Here is a 16,718-nt window from a genome sequence, read left to right as displayed (position 1 = left end):
GCTAATCCTGTGGGGGCGAGTCCGCTTACTCCTTGACGCTCATGTACTCCTCGGCCCAGCGGATGTAGTCCTCGGGCTGGGTGTAGGTGTGGGTCAGTTCGGTGGCGCTCAGGTCCGAAGCCTGGGTAAAGATCTGCCGTTGTTCGCGAAGGCTGTCGTAAGTCGCCTTGATCGCGGCGAAATAGGCGCCGTGGCCGTCGATGGTCACGCGTACGCCCAATTCGGCCAAGCGCTTGTCGTCGCGCAGCAACGGGTTGCCATAAGTGACAAGCATCAGCGGAACCGTCAGGTTTTCGCTGATCTTCTCCAGGTGATCGAAGTCTTGCACGCCCACCATGCAAATCCCGTCCGCCCCGGCACGCTCATATTGCCGGGTGCGGCTGATGATTTCCTGGACCGGCAGAATCGCAGCGTTGGTCCGGGCGATGATCGCCATTTCCGGATCGACTCGCGCCTCCAGCGCCGCACGAATCTTGCCGACGCCTTCGGCTACGCCGATCAGGTCGGTGGATTTACGCCCGAACTGGGCCGGCAGCAAGGTGTCCTCGATGGTCAGCGCCGCGATGCCGGCCCGTTCCAGTTCGACGATGGTGCGCATCACGTTCAGGGCATTGCCGTAGCCGTGGTCGGCGTCGGCAATCACCGGCAGTTGGGCCACGCGGCCGATGCGGGTGGCCTGTTCGGCAAATTCGCTGAGGGTGATCAGGGCGAAGTCCGGCGCGCCCAATACTTGCAAAGACGCCACCGAACCTCCCAGGATACCTACTTCGAAACCCAGGTCGGCGGCAATGCGCGCCGACATTGGGTCAAACACCGAGGCGGTGTGGTAGCAGGTGTTGGAAGCCAGCAATTGGCGAAAGTTACCACGCAAATCTTGATGGGAAAGCCTGGACATATGAGTTCCACCAATGGAATGGAAGGGCTTGAGCAAAAGTGTCAACGCCGAAAGATCCAAAGGCTATCACGTGGCAAGCGCAAAGATGATGACGAATGTGTATGGGTGATGCCGTTATGGCATCAAGCGAAACAACGGGCCCGCAAGGTGGGCCGCCGATGCCCTGGCGGTCAGTCGGGATACGAGGGGGCTACGCCGCCACCGCCTGTTGCCCCTGCCTGGGCAATGCCACGGCGCGCACCGTATCACCCGGTTGCACTTGCAGGCGTTTGGCGGTGAGGCGATCGACGAGCAGCTTGTGGCCATGCTGGTGCGCGCGAGCGCTGGTGACGCGGCAGTTTTCCTGGCGCCGATTGTGAATCAGCCAGACCGGTGCCTGTTCGTCCGGGGTGCCAATGACCAGGGTCAGCATCTGGCTGTCGCGGACGGTGCGGATCTTCGACACCGGCGCCTCGATCACCGGGCCGCCGTCAAAGATGTCGATGTAGCCCTTATGGCTGAAACCTTCGGCACTGAGGATCTTCAGGGCCGGCTCGGTGTTCGGGTGAGCCTTGCCGATCACCGCCCGGGCCTGTTCGGTGAGCAGGCAGGTGTACAGCGGCTGGCGTGGCATCAGTTCGGCGATGAACGACTTGTTGCCCATGCCGGACAACTGATCGGCGTAGCTGAAGTCCTTCTTGAAAAAATGCCGTCCCAGGCTATCCCAAAACGGCGAACAGCCTTGTTCGTCGGCATGGCCCCGCAGTTCGGCGATCAGTTTTTCGCCGAACAGCTGGGGAAACTCGGCCACGAACAGCAGGCGCGCGAGGGACAGCAGGCGGCCGTTGTGGCCGTGGCGTTGCTCGGGGTGCAGGAACAACGAGCAGATCTCCGATTGCCCGGACATCTCGTTATTGAGGAACAGGGTCGGGATCTGCCGCTGGATCCCCAGCTCTGGCGCCGAGCTGACCGTCAGCCCGACCCGATAGTTGTACCAAGGCTCGCGTAGCCCGACCGCACCGGTCAGGGCGCTGATGCCCACCACCTGCCGATCATCGTCTTCGAGCACGAACAGGTAATCGGCGTCTGCACGTTCGACTTGTCCGGCAAAGGTCCGTTGGGCCCAGCGAATACGATGGGCCAGGCGCTCTTCGTTGGCCGGCAGGCTGGTGAAACCGGGGCCTGCGCAACGGGCCAGGTCCAGCAATGCGGGCAGATCGGTAATGGCGACCGGACGGACAATCATGCTGCAGCTCCTTCATTGTGTCGGTCCAAGCGCTGATGCGTGCCACGGGATCGAGTGAGGTTCATAGGGCAACCACCCGGATCCGCTCGCCATCCATGACGCCCAGGGCGGCCAGCATGTCGGGCGACAGGGTCACAGGGCCCTCGGCGTTGACGTCCAGCTCGGCGACGATGGCCCGGTAGTTTCCAAGACGGTCGTTACTCACCAGGTAACGGCCCCTGGCATCGATCTGCAGGCTTTGCCGGGCCATGGCGTTCCGACTTTGCGTGATGGTACGGACGTTGGCGATACGGGCATGCAAGGTCGGCCCACCGTCGAAGATATCGACGTAGCTGTTGGTCTCGAAACCCTCGCGCGCCAGGATGTCGAAGGCTTCCTGGCCGTCGGGATGCACCCGGCCGATGCAGGCCTGGGCCGCTGGCGGCAGCATGGGTACGTAGATCGGGTATTGCGGCATCAGCTCGGCGAGAAAGGTCCGGCTTTGCAAGCCACACAGCCGTTCGGCTTCGACGTAGGGCAGGTCGAAGAAGTGCTGGCCGATGGCATCCCAGAAAGGCGACTGACCGTCCTCGCTGCTGAAACCGACGATTTCGGTGATGACCGATTCGGCAAAGCGCTGGGGATGGGCGGCGATGAACATCAGCCGGGCCCGGGACAGCAGCTCCGATTCCGGCGTGCGCACCCGCTTGGCGTCGATGTGGAATCCACGCAGCAGCGTCTGTCCGTTGAGGTCCTGGCACAGTGACAGCGCGGGCACGCCATGCTGGATATTCAGCTCCCGGGACTCGCTGGAAAACGGCCGGTTGCGCAGGCTGTAGAACGGTTCGTTGTAACCGGTGCTGGAGAGAATTTCCGAACAACCGACCAGGCGCCCGGACTCCAGGTCCTCCAGGACAAAGAAATAATTCTCCGCGCCAGGGCCCTGCACATCGGCCTCGAACGAGGCGCACGAGTCGAGGATCTTTTCCTCCAGGCGCGCGGTATCGTCCGGCAGCGACGTGACACCCACCAGGCTGTCACGGGCCAGTTGTTGCAGTTGCGGCAGATCGGTTAATTGAACTGGACGTAAGGCCAGCATGGATTGCACTCCTGTTCCAGAGAGCCCGGTGACCAGCACCGGGCCTGACGATCACTGTCGATGTCCACGCGTTGTAACCACGGTTGGCCGAATCATTCGACCGCCGGCCCTCACTGACCGGCCGGATCGGGCACGGCGCTAGGGTTGCCGAATTTGTTGAGCACACACAGGTAGATCACGCCCGCGGCGATCCAGATCAGGCCGAGCTTCTGCGCAGCCACGCCCATGTTGTACATGATGGCCGCGACGATCACGAAGCCGACCAGTGGGCAAATCAAGTGGCGAATCAGTTGGCCGGACTGCTGGCGGCGCCAGTAGTGGTTGATGACGGTGATGTGCAGCAACATGAAGCCGCTCAGGGCGCCGAAATTGACCAGCGAGGTGAGGGTGTCCACGGCGTCGATGAACAGGTAGCAGATCAACAGCGACAGCACCGCCACCAGGTAGATGCTCAAGTACGGGGTGTTGTGTTTCGGATGGACCTTGGCGAGCATCTTGGGCAACTGGCCGTCCCGTGCCATGCCGAACAGCAGGCGCGACACCGCCGCCTGCGAAGTGATCGCCACGGCCACGCCCCAGGCCAGGGCCGTGGCAACCGCGGTCAAGGTGGCCAGCCAACCGCCAGCTGCCAATTCGGCGATTTCATAGAATGCGGTGTCGGCGGACTTGAAACCCATGCCGGCGGCCAGGTCGGTGGCGATCCAGGTCTGCACCACGAAGATCGCCCCCATCACCAGCAAGGTCACCAGGGCTGCCTTGCCGACGCTGCGGCCCGGGTCGCCCTTGATCTCTTCGGCCAGGGTGGAAATGGCGTCGAAGCCCAGGAACGACAATACCGCGATGGACACGGCTTGCATCAGCAGGGCGAAGTTGAAGTGTTCCGGGCTGTACAGCGGCGCCAGGGTCAGCTGGCCGTTACCGGCCCCGCCGTGCAGGGCGTTCCAGGCGTAGAACAGGAAAATCCCCAGCACCACCAGCTGCGCCAGCAGGAAAATGATGTTCATCCGCGCGGTGAAGGTGATGCCCCGCAGGTTGACGAAGGTCGCGCTTACCAGGAAGGCCAGGATGAAACCGACCTTGGGGATATCCGGGTACAAATGGTTCAGCGCCATGGCGGCGTAGACATAGAGCAGCGGCGGGATCAGCAGGTAGTCCAGCAGCATCAGCCAGCCGGCAATGAAGCCGACGTGTGGGTTAAGGCCCCGTTGCGCGTAGGAATAGACCGAACCTGCCACCGGAAAGGCCCGGGCCATGCTGCCGTAGCTCAAGGCAGTAAACAGCATCGCCACCATGCCGATGATGTACGCCAGCGGCACCATCCCCGGTGCCTCGGCGTTGACATAGCCATACACGCCGAACGGGGCGATGGGGATCATGAAAATCATCCCGTATACCACCAGGTCTGTCAGCGACAGGCCGCGTTTCAATTCCTGTTTGTAGCCAAATGCCTCAATGCTCATGAGCCGTTTTCCTTTTCAGCTGTGTGGGTTGCTCTTGCTTGCTGTCTGTCGCTGGAAACTTGCCGCTGCCGCGCTACAGCAGGGGCGCCAGGTAGGCGCTCCAGGTCCGCACCGCTTCGGGGCTGCGCAGTTGGTCGTTGCGCACTTCGATCAACACCGAATCCAGGCCGCGGCCATCGCCGTGCACTGGAACCGTCACGTCGGTCAGGGGGTTGATCTTGTAGGGCTGGTTGCCCGCTGCCCGCAACGAATGCCGGCCCAGCCCGTCGACGATGTGCTGGGCGTATTCCTTGGCTTCGCCGAACAGCACGCCCGCTTCGAGGGCGCGCGGCTGGCCATAGAACACCGGGGTGAAACTGTGGATGCCCACCACGCGCACCAGTCGGTTGGCGGCCAGGCGCTGGTCGATCAACGCCCGCAACCGATCATGGAAGGGATGGAACAGGCGCTGCTGGCGATATTCGCGAGTAGCTTCGTCCAGGGCATGGTTACCCGGAACCTGGTAGATCTCACTCTGGGCCGGAATGCTGTCGGGCACGTGCAGCGGGCGGTTGAGGTCGATCAACAGCCGTGAGTAATTGGCCGACAGCAACGTTGCGCCGAGGGTTTCGGACAGGCGTTCGGCCAAGGCGAGGGCACCGATGTCCCAGGCTATGTGCTCCTGGGAGGCCGTTTCATCCAGGCCCAGGTCGTTCAGCGCATCGGGAATGAAGCGGCTGGCGTGTTCGCACACCAGCAGCACCGGGTGTTCGGATTCCTCCCGGGCCAGTCGGTAGGGCGGCCTGGTGTAGAGGCCCGATTCAGCACACTCAATAGATTCGTGCATAGTGCTCACAACGCTCGGCAGGTGACAGCGCCTCGGTCAAGGCCAGCTCCTGGGCCTTCAAGGCGAAGTAGGTTTCGACCAGCGGGCTGGGCAGGGTCTCGAGCAGCGCCCCGCTGTGGCGCAGGCAGTCCAGTGCCTGGGCCAGGGTTGTCGGCAGGGCGATAATGCCACGGGCACGACGTTGTGCTTCATCCAGCTCATCGGGTATTTCATCGGTGACAGCGTTCAATGCCAGCTGTTGCTGGATGCCCAGTCGCCCGGCAATCAACAGCGCCGCCATCGCCAGGTGCGGCGAGGCGGTGGCGTCCATGGCGCGGAACTCCAGGTTGTACTGGTTCGCCAGCGGTTTGCCGCTCAGGCTCACGGTCGGGCAGATGCGCAGCGCCGCTTCGCGGTTGCGCTGTCCCAGGCACGCATAGGATGCGCTCCAGTGATGAGGTTGCAGGCGCTCGTAGGACACTGGCGTCGGCGCGGTCAGCGCGCACAGGGCAGGCAGATAGTGCAGTACACCAGCGGCCCAATGCTGGCCGAGGCTGGACAAGCCATTACTGCTGGCGGCGTCATGCAGTACCGGGTCCGCGCTCAGGTCTTGCAGGCTCAGGTGCAAATGCACGCCGTTGCACACGGCGTTTTCCGCGCTCTTGGGGGCGAAGCTAAGGTCCAGGCCCATTTGCCGGGCGATCTCGCGGGTGATTTCCCGGATGTTCACGGCCCGGTCGGCGGCGGCAACGCCCAAAGTCGGGCGGCAGGTGATTTCGTATTGATGCTGGCCATATTCCGGCAGGAACATTTCCGGCTCGACACCGCCGGCCCGCAGGGCACTGAGCAACCACCCGGCGAATTCGGCCTGCCGGCGCTGGGCCTGGAGGCTGAAGGCCGGGCGATCAGGCTGCGCAGGCGTGGCAAGCAGGTTGAATTCATGCTCGAACGCAGCGAAAACCTGCAAGCCCAGTTCGGCGCGATAACGCTCCACTTCGTCCTGCAGCAGCGTGCGCGGGCAAGCACTCCAGGGCCGGCCGTCGGTCTCCCGAATGTCGCAATGGATGAAGTCGAGGACGGGCGCCTGGGCGTCAGGGCCGTTGTTGACGGTCACCCGACTGGACAGGTCCGGCACCAGCCGCAGGTCGCCATAGGCGCCCCAAGGGTTGGTCGAAGCGATGATGTCCTGGGGCGTCAGTGCGCTGTTGGCCGGCACCCAGCCACAGCCAGCGGTGACGTAGTGGGGCAATTCATCAGTGGGAAACGAGCGCCCACGGGTCACGCCGATCAGGTCGGTGGTCACCAGGGTCGTCACGGGCAACGGGGCGAGGACGGCGGCAGGATCGAGGCGACTCATGGCTGCATCTCCTGCAAACGCGCGAGCACGGTGTCGGTATCGGTGATCCAGCAATAGCCCTTGATCGCGTTCAGGCACGCCAGGTGCCGTTGTTCGGTGTAGGTGGCGCAGGCATCTTCCACCAGCGTGACCAGGTAGCCGCGATCGGCGGCGTCGCGCACGGCCATGTCGACGCACTGGTCGGTGACGATGCCGGCGACGATCAAGTGGCGGGTCTGCAGGTTGCGCAGCACGTAATCGATGTTGGTGGAGTTGAACACCCCGGAGGAGGTCTTGGGCAGCACGATTTCGTTTTCCAGCGGCGCCAGTTCGGCAATGATCTGCGCCTCGGGGCTGCCCTTGGGCAGGTGCATGTCCGACAGCTTGTGATCCAGGGAACGGTCGCGGCCATCGGCGGTGAGGCTTTCGATGTGGGTGTGCAACACGTTGTGCTGCCCTTCGCGCATCGCGTTGAGCAAGCGCTGCTGGTTGGGAATGACCTGCTGGCGGGCCCGCTGGATGAAATACTCGGCCTCGCGGGTGTGCAGGTGGGCATCGAATTGCGGTTCCAGCCAGGCGCGTTGCATGTCCACCAGCAGCAAGGCGGTGTGCTGGCAGGTGAACGGCAAATCCCGGGGCGAGCGGTGGGGGAGCGAGAACATCCTTATTTTTCCTCCAACAGGTGCGTGTTGAATTCCGTGCGCAAGGCATCGATGCCTTCCAGGCGTTCGGCCAGCTCGGGGCATTGCAGGGTCAGGCAGGCAATCAGCGCCTCGACCTGGGCCAGCGCCGGCACCAGGCTGTCGAAGGCCGAGATCGATTCCACCGGGGCGCTGATGATCAGGTCGGACAGCTCGCGCAATGGCGAAGCGTAGACGTCGCTGAACAGCACGACCCGGGCGTGCCGTTCCTTGGCCGCGCTGGCCACGCGCAGGGCCTGGGCCTGGTAGCGGCGGTAATCGAAGATCAGCACCACATCCTGGCGCTGCACGTCGAACAGCCGGTCAGGCAGTTGGGCGTTGTCTTCCAGGGCAAAACAGCCGGCGCGCAACAGCCGCAAATGGTTGAGCAGGTAGTGGGCCAGGAAGCTGCTGAAGCGCCCGCCGAAGCAATGCACCTGATGGCGGCTGTCGAGCAACCACTGCACGAGAATGCGCACGTCTTCGGGTTGGGTCAGGGCCTGGGTGTCGATGAGGTGGCGTTGACTGGCGGCCAGGTACTGGCTCCAGGTATCGCCTTGCTGCAATTTGGCCCGCGGTTTCAACAGGGTGCGGGGGGAGCGCAGGCGATGGTCCATGTCACTGAGCAGTGCATCCTGGAATTCGGCGTAACCGCCAAACCCGAGTTTTTTCACCAGCCGCACGATAGTCGGGTCGCTGACGCCGGCATGGTCCGCCAGGCGTGACATCGGGCCGAGGCCGTTGCGTGGGTAGTGATCGAGCAGGGCACGTACGACCTTGCGTTCCGACGGCGTCAAAACCAGGCCGGGATCGGTGATCAGGTCTCTGAGAGGTGGCATCCGTGCTCCTTGCCAGGATGGGTGTTGAATTTCTTTCATAACTCCTGAAAACAGTATTTATGTAGCTGGTGCTACATGTCCAGTGGTTTTTACGTTCCGTTTAAAATGCTCCATTATTGTGCGAAACCCTTGTAGGAGTTGGTCCAGGCTGGGTAGACCGGGTATGTCAGTCGATGCTTCTGACGATGTCGGACATAACGCCTTTTTGTCTCACTTATTTGATTTCATATAAGGTGCTGTACAACTAAGTGCGTGAATATCCCGCCCGTGCGACCCTTCCGATTGCCTGAGAATCCAGTGTGCAAACCACTCGTCTGACCTTGATCTGCCACGCCCGCACCGCCGCCCAGAAGCAGGCGCGCTTTGGCCTGGACGAACCGCTGGACGCCGACTGGCTGGCACGCCGCGCGCAGATCGAGCACCACTACCGAAATCTCCGGCAACTGCTGTGCGGGCCGGAACTGCGCACGCGCCAGACCGCCGCCTTGTTCGGCGACGAGCCCGAGCAGGACCTGGCCCTGGCCGATTGCGATCTGGGACGCTGGCGCGGGTTGTCCATCGATGAGTTGCTCCAGGCTGAACCGCAAGCCCTGCAGAGTTGGCTCGATGATGCCGAGGCGGCCCCCCATGGTGGTGAATCTGTCGCCCAGTTGTGCCGCCGTGTCGGGAGTTGGCTGGCCAGTCTGGAAACCCGGCCCGGACATCTGCTGGCCGTCACCCACCCCTTCGTGATCCGCGCAGCCCTGGTGAATGTATTGGGCTGCCCGGCCGCCACATTCAACCGGATCGACATTGAGCCGTTGTCCACCCTCGAGTTGCGTTTCAACGGTGTATGGCGATTACGCACCCAGGGACCTGACCAGGAGTCGCCGCGATGAAGACGTTGTCAGTCATCGGCATTGGGGCCGGCGATCCGGATCAGCTGACGATGCAGGCAGTGAAAGCCTTGAACCGCTTGGACGTGGTCTTTCTCATGGACAAGGGCCCGGCCAAGGACAAACTGTTGGACCTGCGGCGCGAAGTCTGTCGGCGCTACATCGTTGATCGCACCTACCGTTTCGTCGAAGCCTACAGCCCGGAACGCCAACGCGGCGGCCTGGACTACAAGGACAGCGTCGAAACATTGAACCGGGCTAAACAGGCCACCTTCGAACGCTTGATCAATGAAGAACTGTCCGACGGTCAACGGGGTGGTTTTCTGGTGTGGGGCGATCCGGCGTTGTACGACAGTACCGTGCGCATCCTGCAGGCGATCCTCGATGCGGGCCGCTGCGCCTTCGAATTCGAGGTGATCCCCGGCATCACCAGCGTCCAGGCCCTGGCCGCCCGGCATAAAGTACCGTTGAACAGCATTGGCGGTTCGCTGGAAATCACCACCGGACGCCGGTTGGCGGCGGGGCAGGTGGGCGACGCGGCGAGTGTGGTGGTGATGCTCGACGCCGAGGACGCCTATCGCCAGGTGAGCGATCCCGAGACGCAGATCTACTGGGGTGCCTATGTGGGAACGCCGGATGAAATCCTTATCGCCGGCCGCCTGGGGGATGTGGCCGATGACATCGAGCGCACCCGCAAGGCCGCGCGCAAGGCCAATGGCTGGATCATGGATACTTATTTGTTGCGCAAGCCTCAATGATGCTTGCGCATCACCTTGCTCCCGCTGGGCTCTGTAGGAGCTGGCGAAGCCTGCGATCTTTTGATCTTTCGCTTGAGATTCAAGTGTTTGGGGAAAGATCGCAGCCTCGTTGCACTCGACAGCTCCTACACAGCTCCTACACAGCGCCTACGGCCCAGCGGGAGCAAGCTCCCTCGCCACGGGGGTTCATAACCCCGGCATCTTTACCCCCGCCCAAACCGCTCCCGATACACCGACGGCGCCAACCCCACGACGCTGCGAAACGCCACGCGAAAGCTTTCCACCGAGCGGTAGCCGCACAGTTGCGCGATGTTGTCGGTGTTGTCCCCGGTGCTTTCCAGCAACTCGCGGGCCCGGGCCAGGCGTTCATGTTGCAGCCAGGCCTTGGGCGACACGCCGCAGGCCTGGGTGAAATGGCGCAGGAAGGTGCGTTCGCTCATGGCCGCCTGGCTGGCCAGTTCGCGCACGCCGAGAGGTTCGTGCAGGCGTTCGCGGGCCCATTGCATGACACTCGACAGGTCGCTGCGTGGCGTGCGGCTGACCGGTGAGGGAATGAACTGCGCCTGGCCGCCCGTGCGTTGCGGCGACATCACCAACCGGCGTGCCACGCAGTTGGCGACCTGGACGCCATAGTCCCGTGCCACCAGGTGCAGGCAGGCATCGATACCGGCGGCGCTGCCCGCCGAGGTGATGACCTGTCCTGAGTCGACGTACAGCACATCCGGGTCTACTCGCACGGCCGGAAAGCTTGCGGCCAGTTCGTCGGTGTAGCGCCAATGAGTCGTGGCGCCCAGGCCATCGAGCAGCCCGGCGGCGGCGAGTACGAAGGCACCGGAGCAGATCGACAGCAGGCGCGCACCACGGGCGTGGGCCCTGCGCAGTGCCTCGAGCAACGCCTGGGACGGTGGCTCGCTGCGGTTGCGCCAGCCTGGCACGACAATGGTCCGGGCGGTTTCGAGCAGTTCCATGCCGCCATCGGCCAAAACCTGGAAGCCGCCCATGGCGCGCATCGGGCCGTCATCGACCGCGACGATCCGATGCGTGTACCAGGGGAAATCGAATTCCGGTCGCTCCAATCCGAAGATCTCGACGGCGACACCGAATTCGAAAGTACACAGGCCGTCGTAGGCGAGGATCGCGACCAGACCAGGGTTAGGCTGCATTTGGCGGAAAATTCCCACAGAGTGTCTTGTGCGCCACTTTAGCGGTAAGCATCGGGGGGATAAAGTCTCTTCACGCCTTATCTATCCTGGAGTACACACCCATGACCAGCCTGGTTCGCGAAGTGCCTGCTGCCCCCTCCGATATCGCCCTGCAGCATTTCAGCCGTCGCCTGACATTCGAAACCGATTGTTCCGACGTTCATGCCAGCCAACAGGCCGGCAACATCGATTTTGTGCTGGTGGATGTACGCGGACCACTGGCCTACGAACGCGGCCACGTTCCCGGGGCGATCAACCTGCCAACCCGCACACTCACCGCCCAGGCACTGGCCGCCTATGCCAAGACCACCCTGTTCGTGGTGTATTGCGCCGGCCCGCATTGCAATGGGGCGAACAAGGCGGCAGTGCGCCTGGCAACGTTGGGATACCCGGTCAAGGAAATGATCGGCGGCGTCATGGGCTGGCTCGATGAAGGCTTTCGCCTGAGCGGCACAGTGGAGCGCATGGCGGACGAGGCGATCAGCTGCGACTGCTGATTTTGCGCCATAAGCAGATTGAAAACAGGCTTTTGTGGCCAGAGATTGCTCCCGCAGCGGCCCCAATAAGGGTGACGATGCCGTTTGTATCTGACGGACATCAAGGGCTGCTGCGCAGCCCAGCGGGAGCAAGCTCCCTCGCCACAGGAGTGAATCTGCCACAGGTGTTTACCTGTCAGGTTTTTCGCAAATTCAGTGACCACCGGACGCCCCTGGCTATTTTTATAACTATTTGTCGCCTCAACATAATTCCCCTCCTGAGTGCCCCTCTAGACTCCCGGCCACTTCGGTTTTTGCTGACCGAACGCTGCCTACGAATCTGCCTATAACGATCAATAAAATACCTGCGCACTCAGGAGCGAAAATGAACAAGCTAGCCATGTTCGGTGCCCTGGCACTGTCTGTATTGTCCCTGTCGGCCGTGGCCGAAGACGCCAAGCCGATCCGCCTCGGGATCGAAGCCGGTTATCCGCCTTTTTCGATGAAAACCCCCGACGGCAAACTGACCGGCTTCGATGTCGATATCGGCGACGCCCTCTGCGAGCAGATGAAGGTCAAGTGCACCTGGGTCGAGCAGGAGTTCGATGGCCTGATCCCCGCGCTGAAAGTGAAGAAGATCGATGCGATCCTGTCGTCCATGACCATCACCGACGATCGCAAGAAAAACGTCGATTTCACCATCAAGTACTATCACACCCCGGCGCGTTTCGTGATGAAGGAAGGCTCCGAGGTCAAGGACCCGCTGACCGAGCTCAAGGGCAAGAAAGTCGGCGTGCTGCGTGCCAGTACCCACGACCGTTTCGCCACCGAAGTGCTGGTGCCTGCCGGGATCAACCTGGTGCGCTACGGCTCCCAGCAGGAAGCCAACCTGGACATGGTCGCCGGTCGCCTCGACGCCATGCTGGCCGACTCGGTCAACCTCGACGACGGTTTCCTGAAAACCGATGCCGGCAAAGGCTTTGCCTTCGTGGGCCCGACCTATGAAGACGCGAAATACTTCGGCGGTGGCGCCGGCATCGCGGTGCGCAAGGGCGATAAGGCCCTGGCCGATAAATTCAACGCCGCCATCAGCGAAATCCGCGCCAATGGCACGTACAAGAAGGTGCAGGACAAATACTTCGCTTTTGATGTCTACGGGCATTAATCGGTAGGAGCTGCTGTAGGAGCTGTCGAGCGAAGCGAGGCTGCGATCTTTCCACTGCCAGTTGAGTCCAGAGCGAAAGATCAAAAGATCGCAGCCTAGTCATTCGGAGAATTCATGCAACGCATCGACCATACCCTGCCATGGAGCCACCTGGGCACCGAGCGCCGGCTCAGTGTGTTTCGTTACGGCCATGGCCCGCGCAAGGTTTATATCCAGGCCAGTCTGCACGCCGACGAACTGCCGGGCATGCGTACTGCCTGGGAGCTGAAGCAGCGGCTCAACGACCTCGAGGCGCAAGGCCTGCTCAAAGGGGTGATCGAGCTGGTGCCGGTGGCCAATCCCATCGGCCTGGATCAACATCTGCAAAGCGCCCACATGGGGCGTTTCGAACTGGGCAGTGGCAAGAATTTCAACCGCTCTTTCGTGGAGCTCAGTGCACCGGTGGCGCAACGCATCGGTGATCGCCTGGGTGACGACCCGGCTGCCAATATCACCTTGATCCGCCAGACCATGGCCCAGGTTCTCGACGACCTGCCGGCGCCGCCTTCGCAACTTGAAGCGCTGCATCGCCTGCTGCTGCGCCATGCTTGCGACGCCGACATCACCCTGGACCTGCATTGCGATTTCGAGGCAGCGATCCACTTGTATGCCTTGCCGCAACAGTGGCCGCAATGGCGCTCCCTGGCCGCGCGCCTGAAGGCCGGGGTGGCGTTGCTGAGTGAAGATTCCGGTGGCAGTTCGTTCGACGAGTCCTGCTCCTCGCCCTGGTTGCGCCTGGCCAAAGCCTTTCCCGCGGCGGCGATCCCTGCGGCGAACCTGGCGACGACGCTGGAGCTGGGCAGCATGGGCGACACCCGCGTGGAACAGGCCCAGGCCAATTGTGAAGCCATTCTCGGGTTTTTGGCCGAGCAGGGTTTTATTGGCGGGGACTGGCCATCCGCCCCCGCCGAGTGCTGCGAAGGCTTTCCGTTCGAAGGCACTCAATACCTGTTCGCGCCGCACCATGGCGTGGTGAGCTTTCTGCGTGAGGCTGGCGAATGGGTGGAGCGCGGCGATCCGCTGTTCGAAGTGGTCGATCCGTTGAATGATCGGGTCACCACCGTGCGGGCCGGCACCAGTGGCGTGCTGTTCGCCCTGGACCGCGGGCGCTACACCCAGCCGGGCATCTGGCAGGCAAAAGTCGCCGGGCGTGAGCCGATTCGTACGGGGAAATTGAGCAACGACTGATAAGTGCTGTCTACCTCACCGCACGCTTCTTGTCGTGCGGCTATCGAACGATGGAGGAAGATTGATGTTTAAAGCGCTCGCCCTGTTTCTATTGCTGGTCTCGTCCGGGTTGCAGGCCCAACCCTCGCTGCACACGGACTTGCCGCTCAACTACCTGGCCCAAGCCGATGAGCAAGCCGGCAACCGCCCGCTGGTGATCTTCCTGCACGGCTCCGGCAGCAACGAACAGGACCTGTTCGAACTCAAGGGCGAGTTGCCCCGGGATTACAACTACCTCTCGGTGCGGGCACCGAAGAGCATGGAACAGGACCGTTATCAGTGGTTCGCGAAAAAGGGCGACGGTGCCTACGACGGTGATACTTCGGACTTGAAGGCCAGCGGCCAGATGCTGCTGGACTTCATCGACAAGGCTCGGGCCAAGTACTCGACCGACGCGAGCAAGGTCTACCTGGTAGGGTTCAGCCAGGGCGCGATGATGAGCTACGAAGTGGCCCTGCGACACCCCGAAGCCGTCGGCGGTATTGCAGCGATGGGCGGGCGGGTCCTGTCGGCGCTGCGGGCGGAACTGACCCCCAACGAGTCGCGCCGGACACTGGCGGTGTTCATCGGCCATGGCACGGCAGACCCTATCATTCCCTACCACGATGGCACCGAGGCCAACAGCTTCCTGAAGACCCTGGCGCTGGAACCGGAATTCCATGCCTACCCGGGCGTCGGCCACAGCATCACCGCCCTGGAAGTGCAGGACCTGCGGGCCTGGCTGGAGCGGCTCAATCCCTGACCACCGTAAGCCCCTGCGGGCGAAACCCTGTGGGGGCTGAGCTTGCTCGCGATAGCGGCGGGTCAGCTTGCATCAATGCCAGGATGTGCCGACGCCATCGTCGGATCGCCGCCCGGAGCAAGCTCGGCTCCCACATTGGTTTAGGGGTGGATGGGAAATCCAGGTACACCACCATTCCCCTGTGGGAGCTGAGCTTGCTCGCGATAGCGGTGGGTCAGCTTGCATCAATGCCAGGATGTGCCGATGCCATCGCGAGCAAGCTCGCTCCCACATTCCCACAGGGTCCGGGGTGCTTGTTACTGACCGCTGGCGATCTGTTTCACCAACGCTTCATGACCGACCTTGTCGCTGGCCCGGGAGATGATCTGCACCACGGCCATGCGCGTGCCGGAGGCGCCCAGCAACGTGGTGTCGAGGGTGGGCCCGCCGCCCTGGGTCGCGCTGGTGTCGAGCTGACGCAGGCCCAGGCCGGTGCCTTTTTGGGTCAGGCTTTTTTCGCTGAGGATCTTGGCGTCCGGCAGGGCCTTGATGCGTTGGGCGGCGAAGTCGGCCATGGTGGTGTCGAGGAACGCACCGTCGTCGTCCTTCACATTCGTACCGTTGACGATGGTGTTCTCAGCGGCAATCACCACGGTTCTGCTGGTGGCATTGCTGTACATCGTCCCTGTCGCCCCAGCGGTGCCCTGGGTCACTTCACCGGCGGGTAGCGGCGTCGCCGTGAAGCCCTTGGGCAAGGTGAAGGTGAGCTTGCCGCCGAGCATCGACACTTTCTGCGCCGGTGCATCGCCGGCAGGTTTGGCCGGGGCCGCTTGGGCGGATACCACGACCAGGCTGGCGATGGCTCCCAGCAACAGGGCGGCGGCTTGTTTACTCAGCAATGACATTGAAACGCTCCACAGATGGTCGTGCCTGGAGGCCGATCATCCCATGGGCGTCGCACCTGACTCCAGCGCCAGTGCAGAAGAGACCGTCATTTTGGCGAAAGGTGTGCGGTGTCGCAGGGCGGTGGCCGCACCAGCAGGCGTCGGGTCACCAGCAACATGGCCATCGACACCGCGACGCCCAAGGCAAAGGCGGGCATGCCCAGTACCGGCAGGGCGAGGGCCAGGGTCAGGCAGAAGGCCGCGAAGCAATACATGCCGGTGGCCGTCGCCCGCAGCAGCGCGGCGGTGAAAGCCGGTCCCCGGGTTTGTTGGGAGAACACCGCCATGACACTGCCCAGCACCGGGAATACTGCCAGCAGCCCGCTCCAGCGTTCGCCCACGGTGCTGGCCAGCAGCGTCACCGCCAGGGTCAACAGCGCGCCAGCGATCATGCGCAGCAGCAGTTTGTCGGATTTGGCCGTCGGCCCGTTCATCACCGGTCGGACCGTCGGGAACAGATACGGCGCCGCCAGCAACGCGACCAGGGCGATCAGGCTCGACAACGGCAGCGAAGCCGGTAGCCAGGACAGGATCAACGCCACCAAGGCCCAGACCCCTAGCGCGATGCCCAGCGCCCAGGGCCAGTTGCGATGCTGGGCGACCTGGGCGTACACCACGCAGAAGGCAATCATCGCGAACATCGCCGCCAGTGCCGCGGTCGCCGACTGTGCGGCAAACAGCTCGCCTTGTTCCAGGGCCAGGAACAACAGAATCGGCCCCACTACGACGGGCAACCCCGAGAGCCAGCCGGCCACGCTCGGCCCCCAACGCCTGCCCGCCCGGGAAATCAGCAGCAGGAACGTGGGAATCACCAGCAATTTGAGCAGCAGCACGCGGTCATCCTTGTCAGTCGTCGAGGCGCCACGTTAGCACCGCCCGCATCGCAAACCCACTGTGGGGGCGAGCTTGTTCGCGATGGTGATCGTACATTTTTCGCGAATATGCCCGCGCACACTTGAACTAGCAGCCGATCGCCTGTGGCGAGGGAGCTTG

The 16,718-nt window shown here is 62.8% G+C and carries 17 protein-coding genes; 6 read left to right on the top strand and 11 right to left on the bottom strand.

Features of this window, described 5'->3' with window-relative positions; all coding sequences use genetic code 11:
* Nucleotides 1–25 precede the first annotated feature (25 nt).
* The 8 genes from AB4Z20_RS06675 to AB4Z20_RS06640 form a co-directional block, all read right to left on the bottom strand.
* Nucleotides 26–895, bottom strand: coding sequence for an isocitrate lyase/PEP mutase family protein (locus tag AB4Z20_RS06675; RefSeq protein ID WP_442089565.1), 870 nt, complete (start codon nucleotides 893–895; stop codon nucleotides 26–28).
* Nucleotides 896–1,085: 190 nt separating this feature from the next.
* A complete protein-coding gene (gene astA, locus AB4Z20_RS06670; protein WP_442089564.1) occupies nucleotides 1,086–2,120 on the bottom strand; it encodes an arginine N-succinyltransferase in 1,035 nt (344 codons plus the stop codon).
* A gap of 61 nt (nucleotides 2,121–2,181) precedes the next feature.
* Nucleotides 2,182–3,198: an arginine N-succinyltransferase gene (locus tag AB4Z20_RS06665; protein WP_024619141.1), complete on the bottom strand. Its 1,017-nt coding sequence runs from the start codon at nucleotides 3,196–3,198 to the stop codon at nucleotides 2,182–2,184.
* A 110-nt stretch (nucleotides 3,199–3,308) separates the two neighbouring features.
* Nucleotides 3,309–4,658, bottom strand: a complete 1,350-nt coding sequence (locus AB4Z20_RS06660) for an APC family permease (protein ID WP_442089563.1) — start codon at nucleotides 4,656–4,658, stop codon at nucleotides 3,309–3,311.
* 73 nt (nucleotides 4,659–4,731) lie between these two features.
* Complete coding sequence (locus AB4Z20_RS06655) at nucleotides 4,732–5,484, bottom strand: N-formylglutamate amidohydrolase (protein WP_253473154.1); 753 nt, start codon at nucleotides 5,482–5,484, stop codon at nucleotides 4,732–4,734.
* Nucleotides 5,468–6,820 carry a glutamine synthetase gene (locus tag AB4Z20_RS06650; RefSeq protein ID WP_442089562.1) on the bottom strand — a complete coding sequence of 451 codons (1,353 nt, stop codon included), beginning with the start codon at nucleotides 6,818–6,820 and terminating at the stop codon, nucleotides 5,468–5,470. The genes AB4Z20_RS06655 and AB4Z20_RS06650 overlap by 17 nt, the downstream gene beginning before the upstream one ends.
* Complete coding sequence (locus tag AB4Z20_RS06645; RefSeq protein WP_253473159.1) at nucleotides 6,817–7,461, bottom strand: isochorismatase family cysteine hydrolase; 645 nt, start codon at nucleotides 7,459–7,461, stop codon at nucleotides 6,817–6,819. Before AB4Z20_RS06645 ends, AB4Z20_RS06650 begins: the two co-directional genes overlap by 4 nt.
* Before the next feature lie 2 nt (nucleotides 7,462–7,463).
* Nucleotides 7,464–8,318 (bottom strand): MurR/RpiR family transcriptional regulator, encoded by an 855-nt coding sequence (locus tag AB4Z20_RS06640; protein WP_024619146.1) that lies wholly within the window; start codon nucleotides 8,316–8,318, stop codon nucleotides 7,464–7,466.
* A 299-nt stretch (nucleotides 8,319–8,617) separates the two neighbouring features.
* Between AB4Z20_RS06640 and AB4Z20_RS06635 the strand changes: the two genes are divergently transcribed.
* Both AB4Z20_RS06635 and cobF read left to right on the top strand, forming a co-directional pair.
* A complete protein-coding gene (locus tag AB4Z20_RS06635) occupies nucleotides 8,618–9,196 on the top strand; it encodes a histidine phosphatase family protein (RefSeq protein WP_442089561.1) in 579 nt (192 codons plus the stop codon).
* Nucleotides 9,193–9,951 (top strand): precorrin-6A synthase (deacetylating), encoded by a 759-nt coding sequence (cobF, locus tag AB4Z20_RS06630; protein ID WP_253473168.1) that lies wholly within the window; start codon nucleotides 9,193–9,195, stop codon nucleotides 9,949–9,951. The genes AB4Z20_RS06635 and cobF overlap by 4 nt, the downstream gene beginning before the upstream one ends.
* Nucleotides 9,952–10,154: 203 nt before the next feature.
* On the opposite strand, the gene ftrA is transcribed toward cobF, so the two are convergent.
* Entirely contained in the window at nucleotides 10,155–11,114 is a 960-nt protein-coding gene (gene ftrA / locus AB4Z20_RS06625) for a transcriptional regulator FtrA (protein ID WP_253473170.1), read from the bottom strand.
* Between the two features lie 101 nt (nucleotides 11,115–11,215).
* On the opposite strand from ftrA, the gene AB4Z20_RS06620 reads away from it, so the two are divergent.
* The 4 genes from AB4Z20_RS06620 (at nucleotide 11,216) to AB4Z20_RS06605 (ending at nucleotide 14,802) form a co-directional block, all read left to right on the top strand.
* Nucleotides 11,216–11,650: a rhodanese-like domain-containing protein gene (locus AB4Z20_RS06620; protein WP_018611488.1), complete on the top strand. Its 435-nt coding sequence runs from the start codon at nucleotides 11,216–11,218 to the stop codon at nucleotides 11,648–11,650.
* A 364-nt stretch (nucleotides 11,651–12,014) separates the two neighbouring features.
* The gene (locus AB4Z20_RS06615) at nucleotides 12,015–12,794 is read left to right on the top strand and encodes an ABC transporter substrate-binding protein (RefSeq protein ID WP_442089560.1); all 780 of its coding nucleotides are present in this window, start codon (nucleotides 12,015–12,017) and stop codon (nucleotides 12,792–12,794) included.
* Between the two features lie 114 nt (nucleotides 12,795–12,908).
* Nucleotides 12,909–14,021, top strand: coding sequence for a M14 family metallopeptidase (locus tag AB4Z20_RS06610; protein WP_253473177.1), 1,113 nt, complete (start codon nucleotides 12,909–12,911; stop codon nucleotides 14,019–14,021).
* Between the two features lie 64 nt (nucleotides 14,022–14,085).
* Nucleotides 14,086–14,802, top strand: coding sequence for an alpha/beta hydrolase (locus AB4Z20_RS06605; RefSeq protein WP_442089559.1), 717 nt, complete (start codon nucleotides 14,086–14,088; stop codon nucleotides 14,800–14,802).
* A 296-nt stretch (nucleotides 14,803–15,098) separates the two neighbouring features.
* Here AB4Z20_RS06605 and AB4Z20_RS06600 read toward each other — a convergent pair whose 3' ends face one another.
* Both AB4Z20_RS06600 and AB4Z20_RS06595 read right to left on the bottom strand, forming a co-directional pair.
* Nucleotides 15,099–15,686 (bottom strand): hypothetical protein, encoded by a 588-nt coding sequence (locus AB4Z20_RS06600; RefSeq protein WP_253473183.1) that lies wholly within the window; start codon nucleotides 15,684–15,686, stop codon nucleotides 15,099–15,101.
* Nucleotides 15,687–15,772: 86 nt separating this feature from the next.
* The gene (locus AB4Z20_RS06595) at nucleotides 15,773–16,558 is read right to left on the bottom strand and encodes a hypothetical protein (RefSeq protein WP_442089558.1); all 786 of its coding nucleotides are present in this window, start codon (nucleotides 16,556–16,558) and stop codon (nucleotides 15,773–15,775) included.
* Between the last annotated feature and the right edge of the window lie 160 nt (nucleotides 16,559–16,718).

The sequence above is a fragment of the Pseudomonas sp. KB_12 genome (assembly GCF_052114545.1).
Classification (GTDB): Bacteria; Pseudomonadota; Gammaproteobacteria; order Pseudomonadales; family Pseudomonadaceae; genus Aquipseudomonas; species Aquipseudomonas brassicacearum.
Note: the sequence above shows the minus strand (reverse complement) of the source record. Positions and strands in the feature narration are given on the sequence as shown.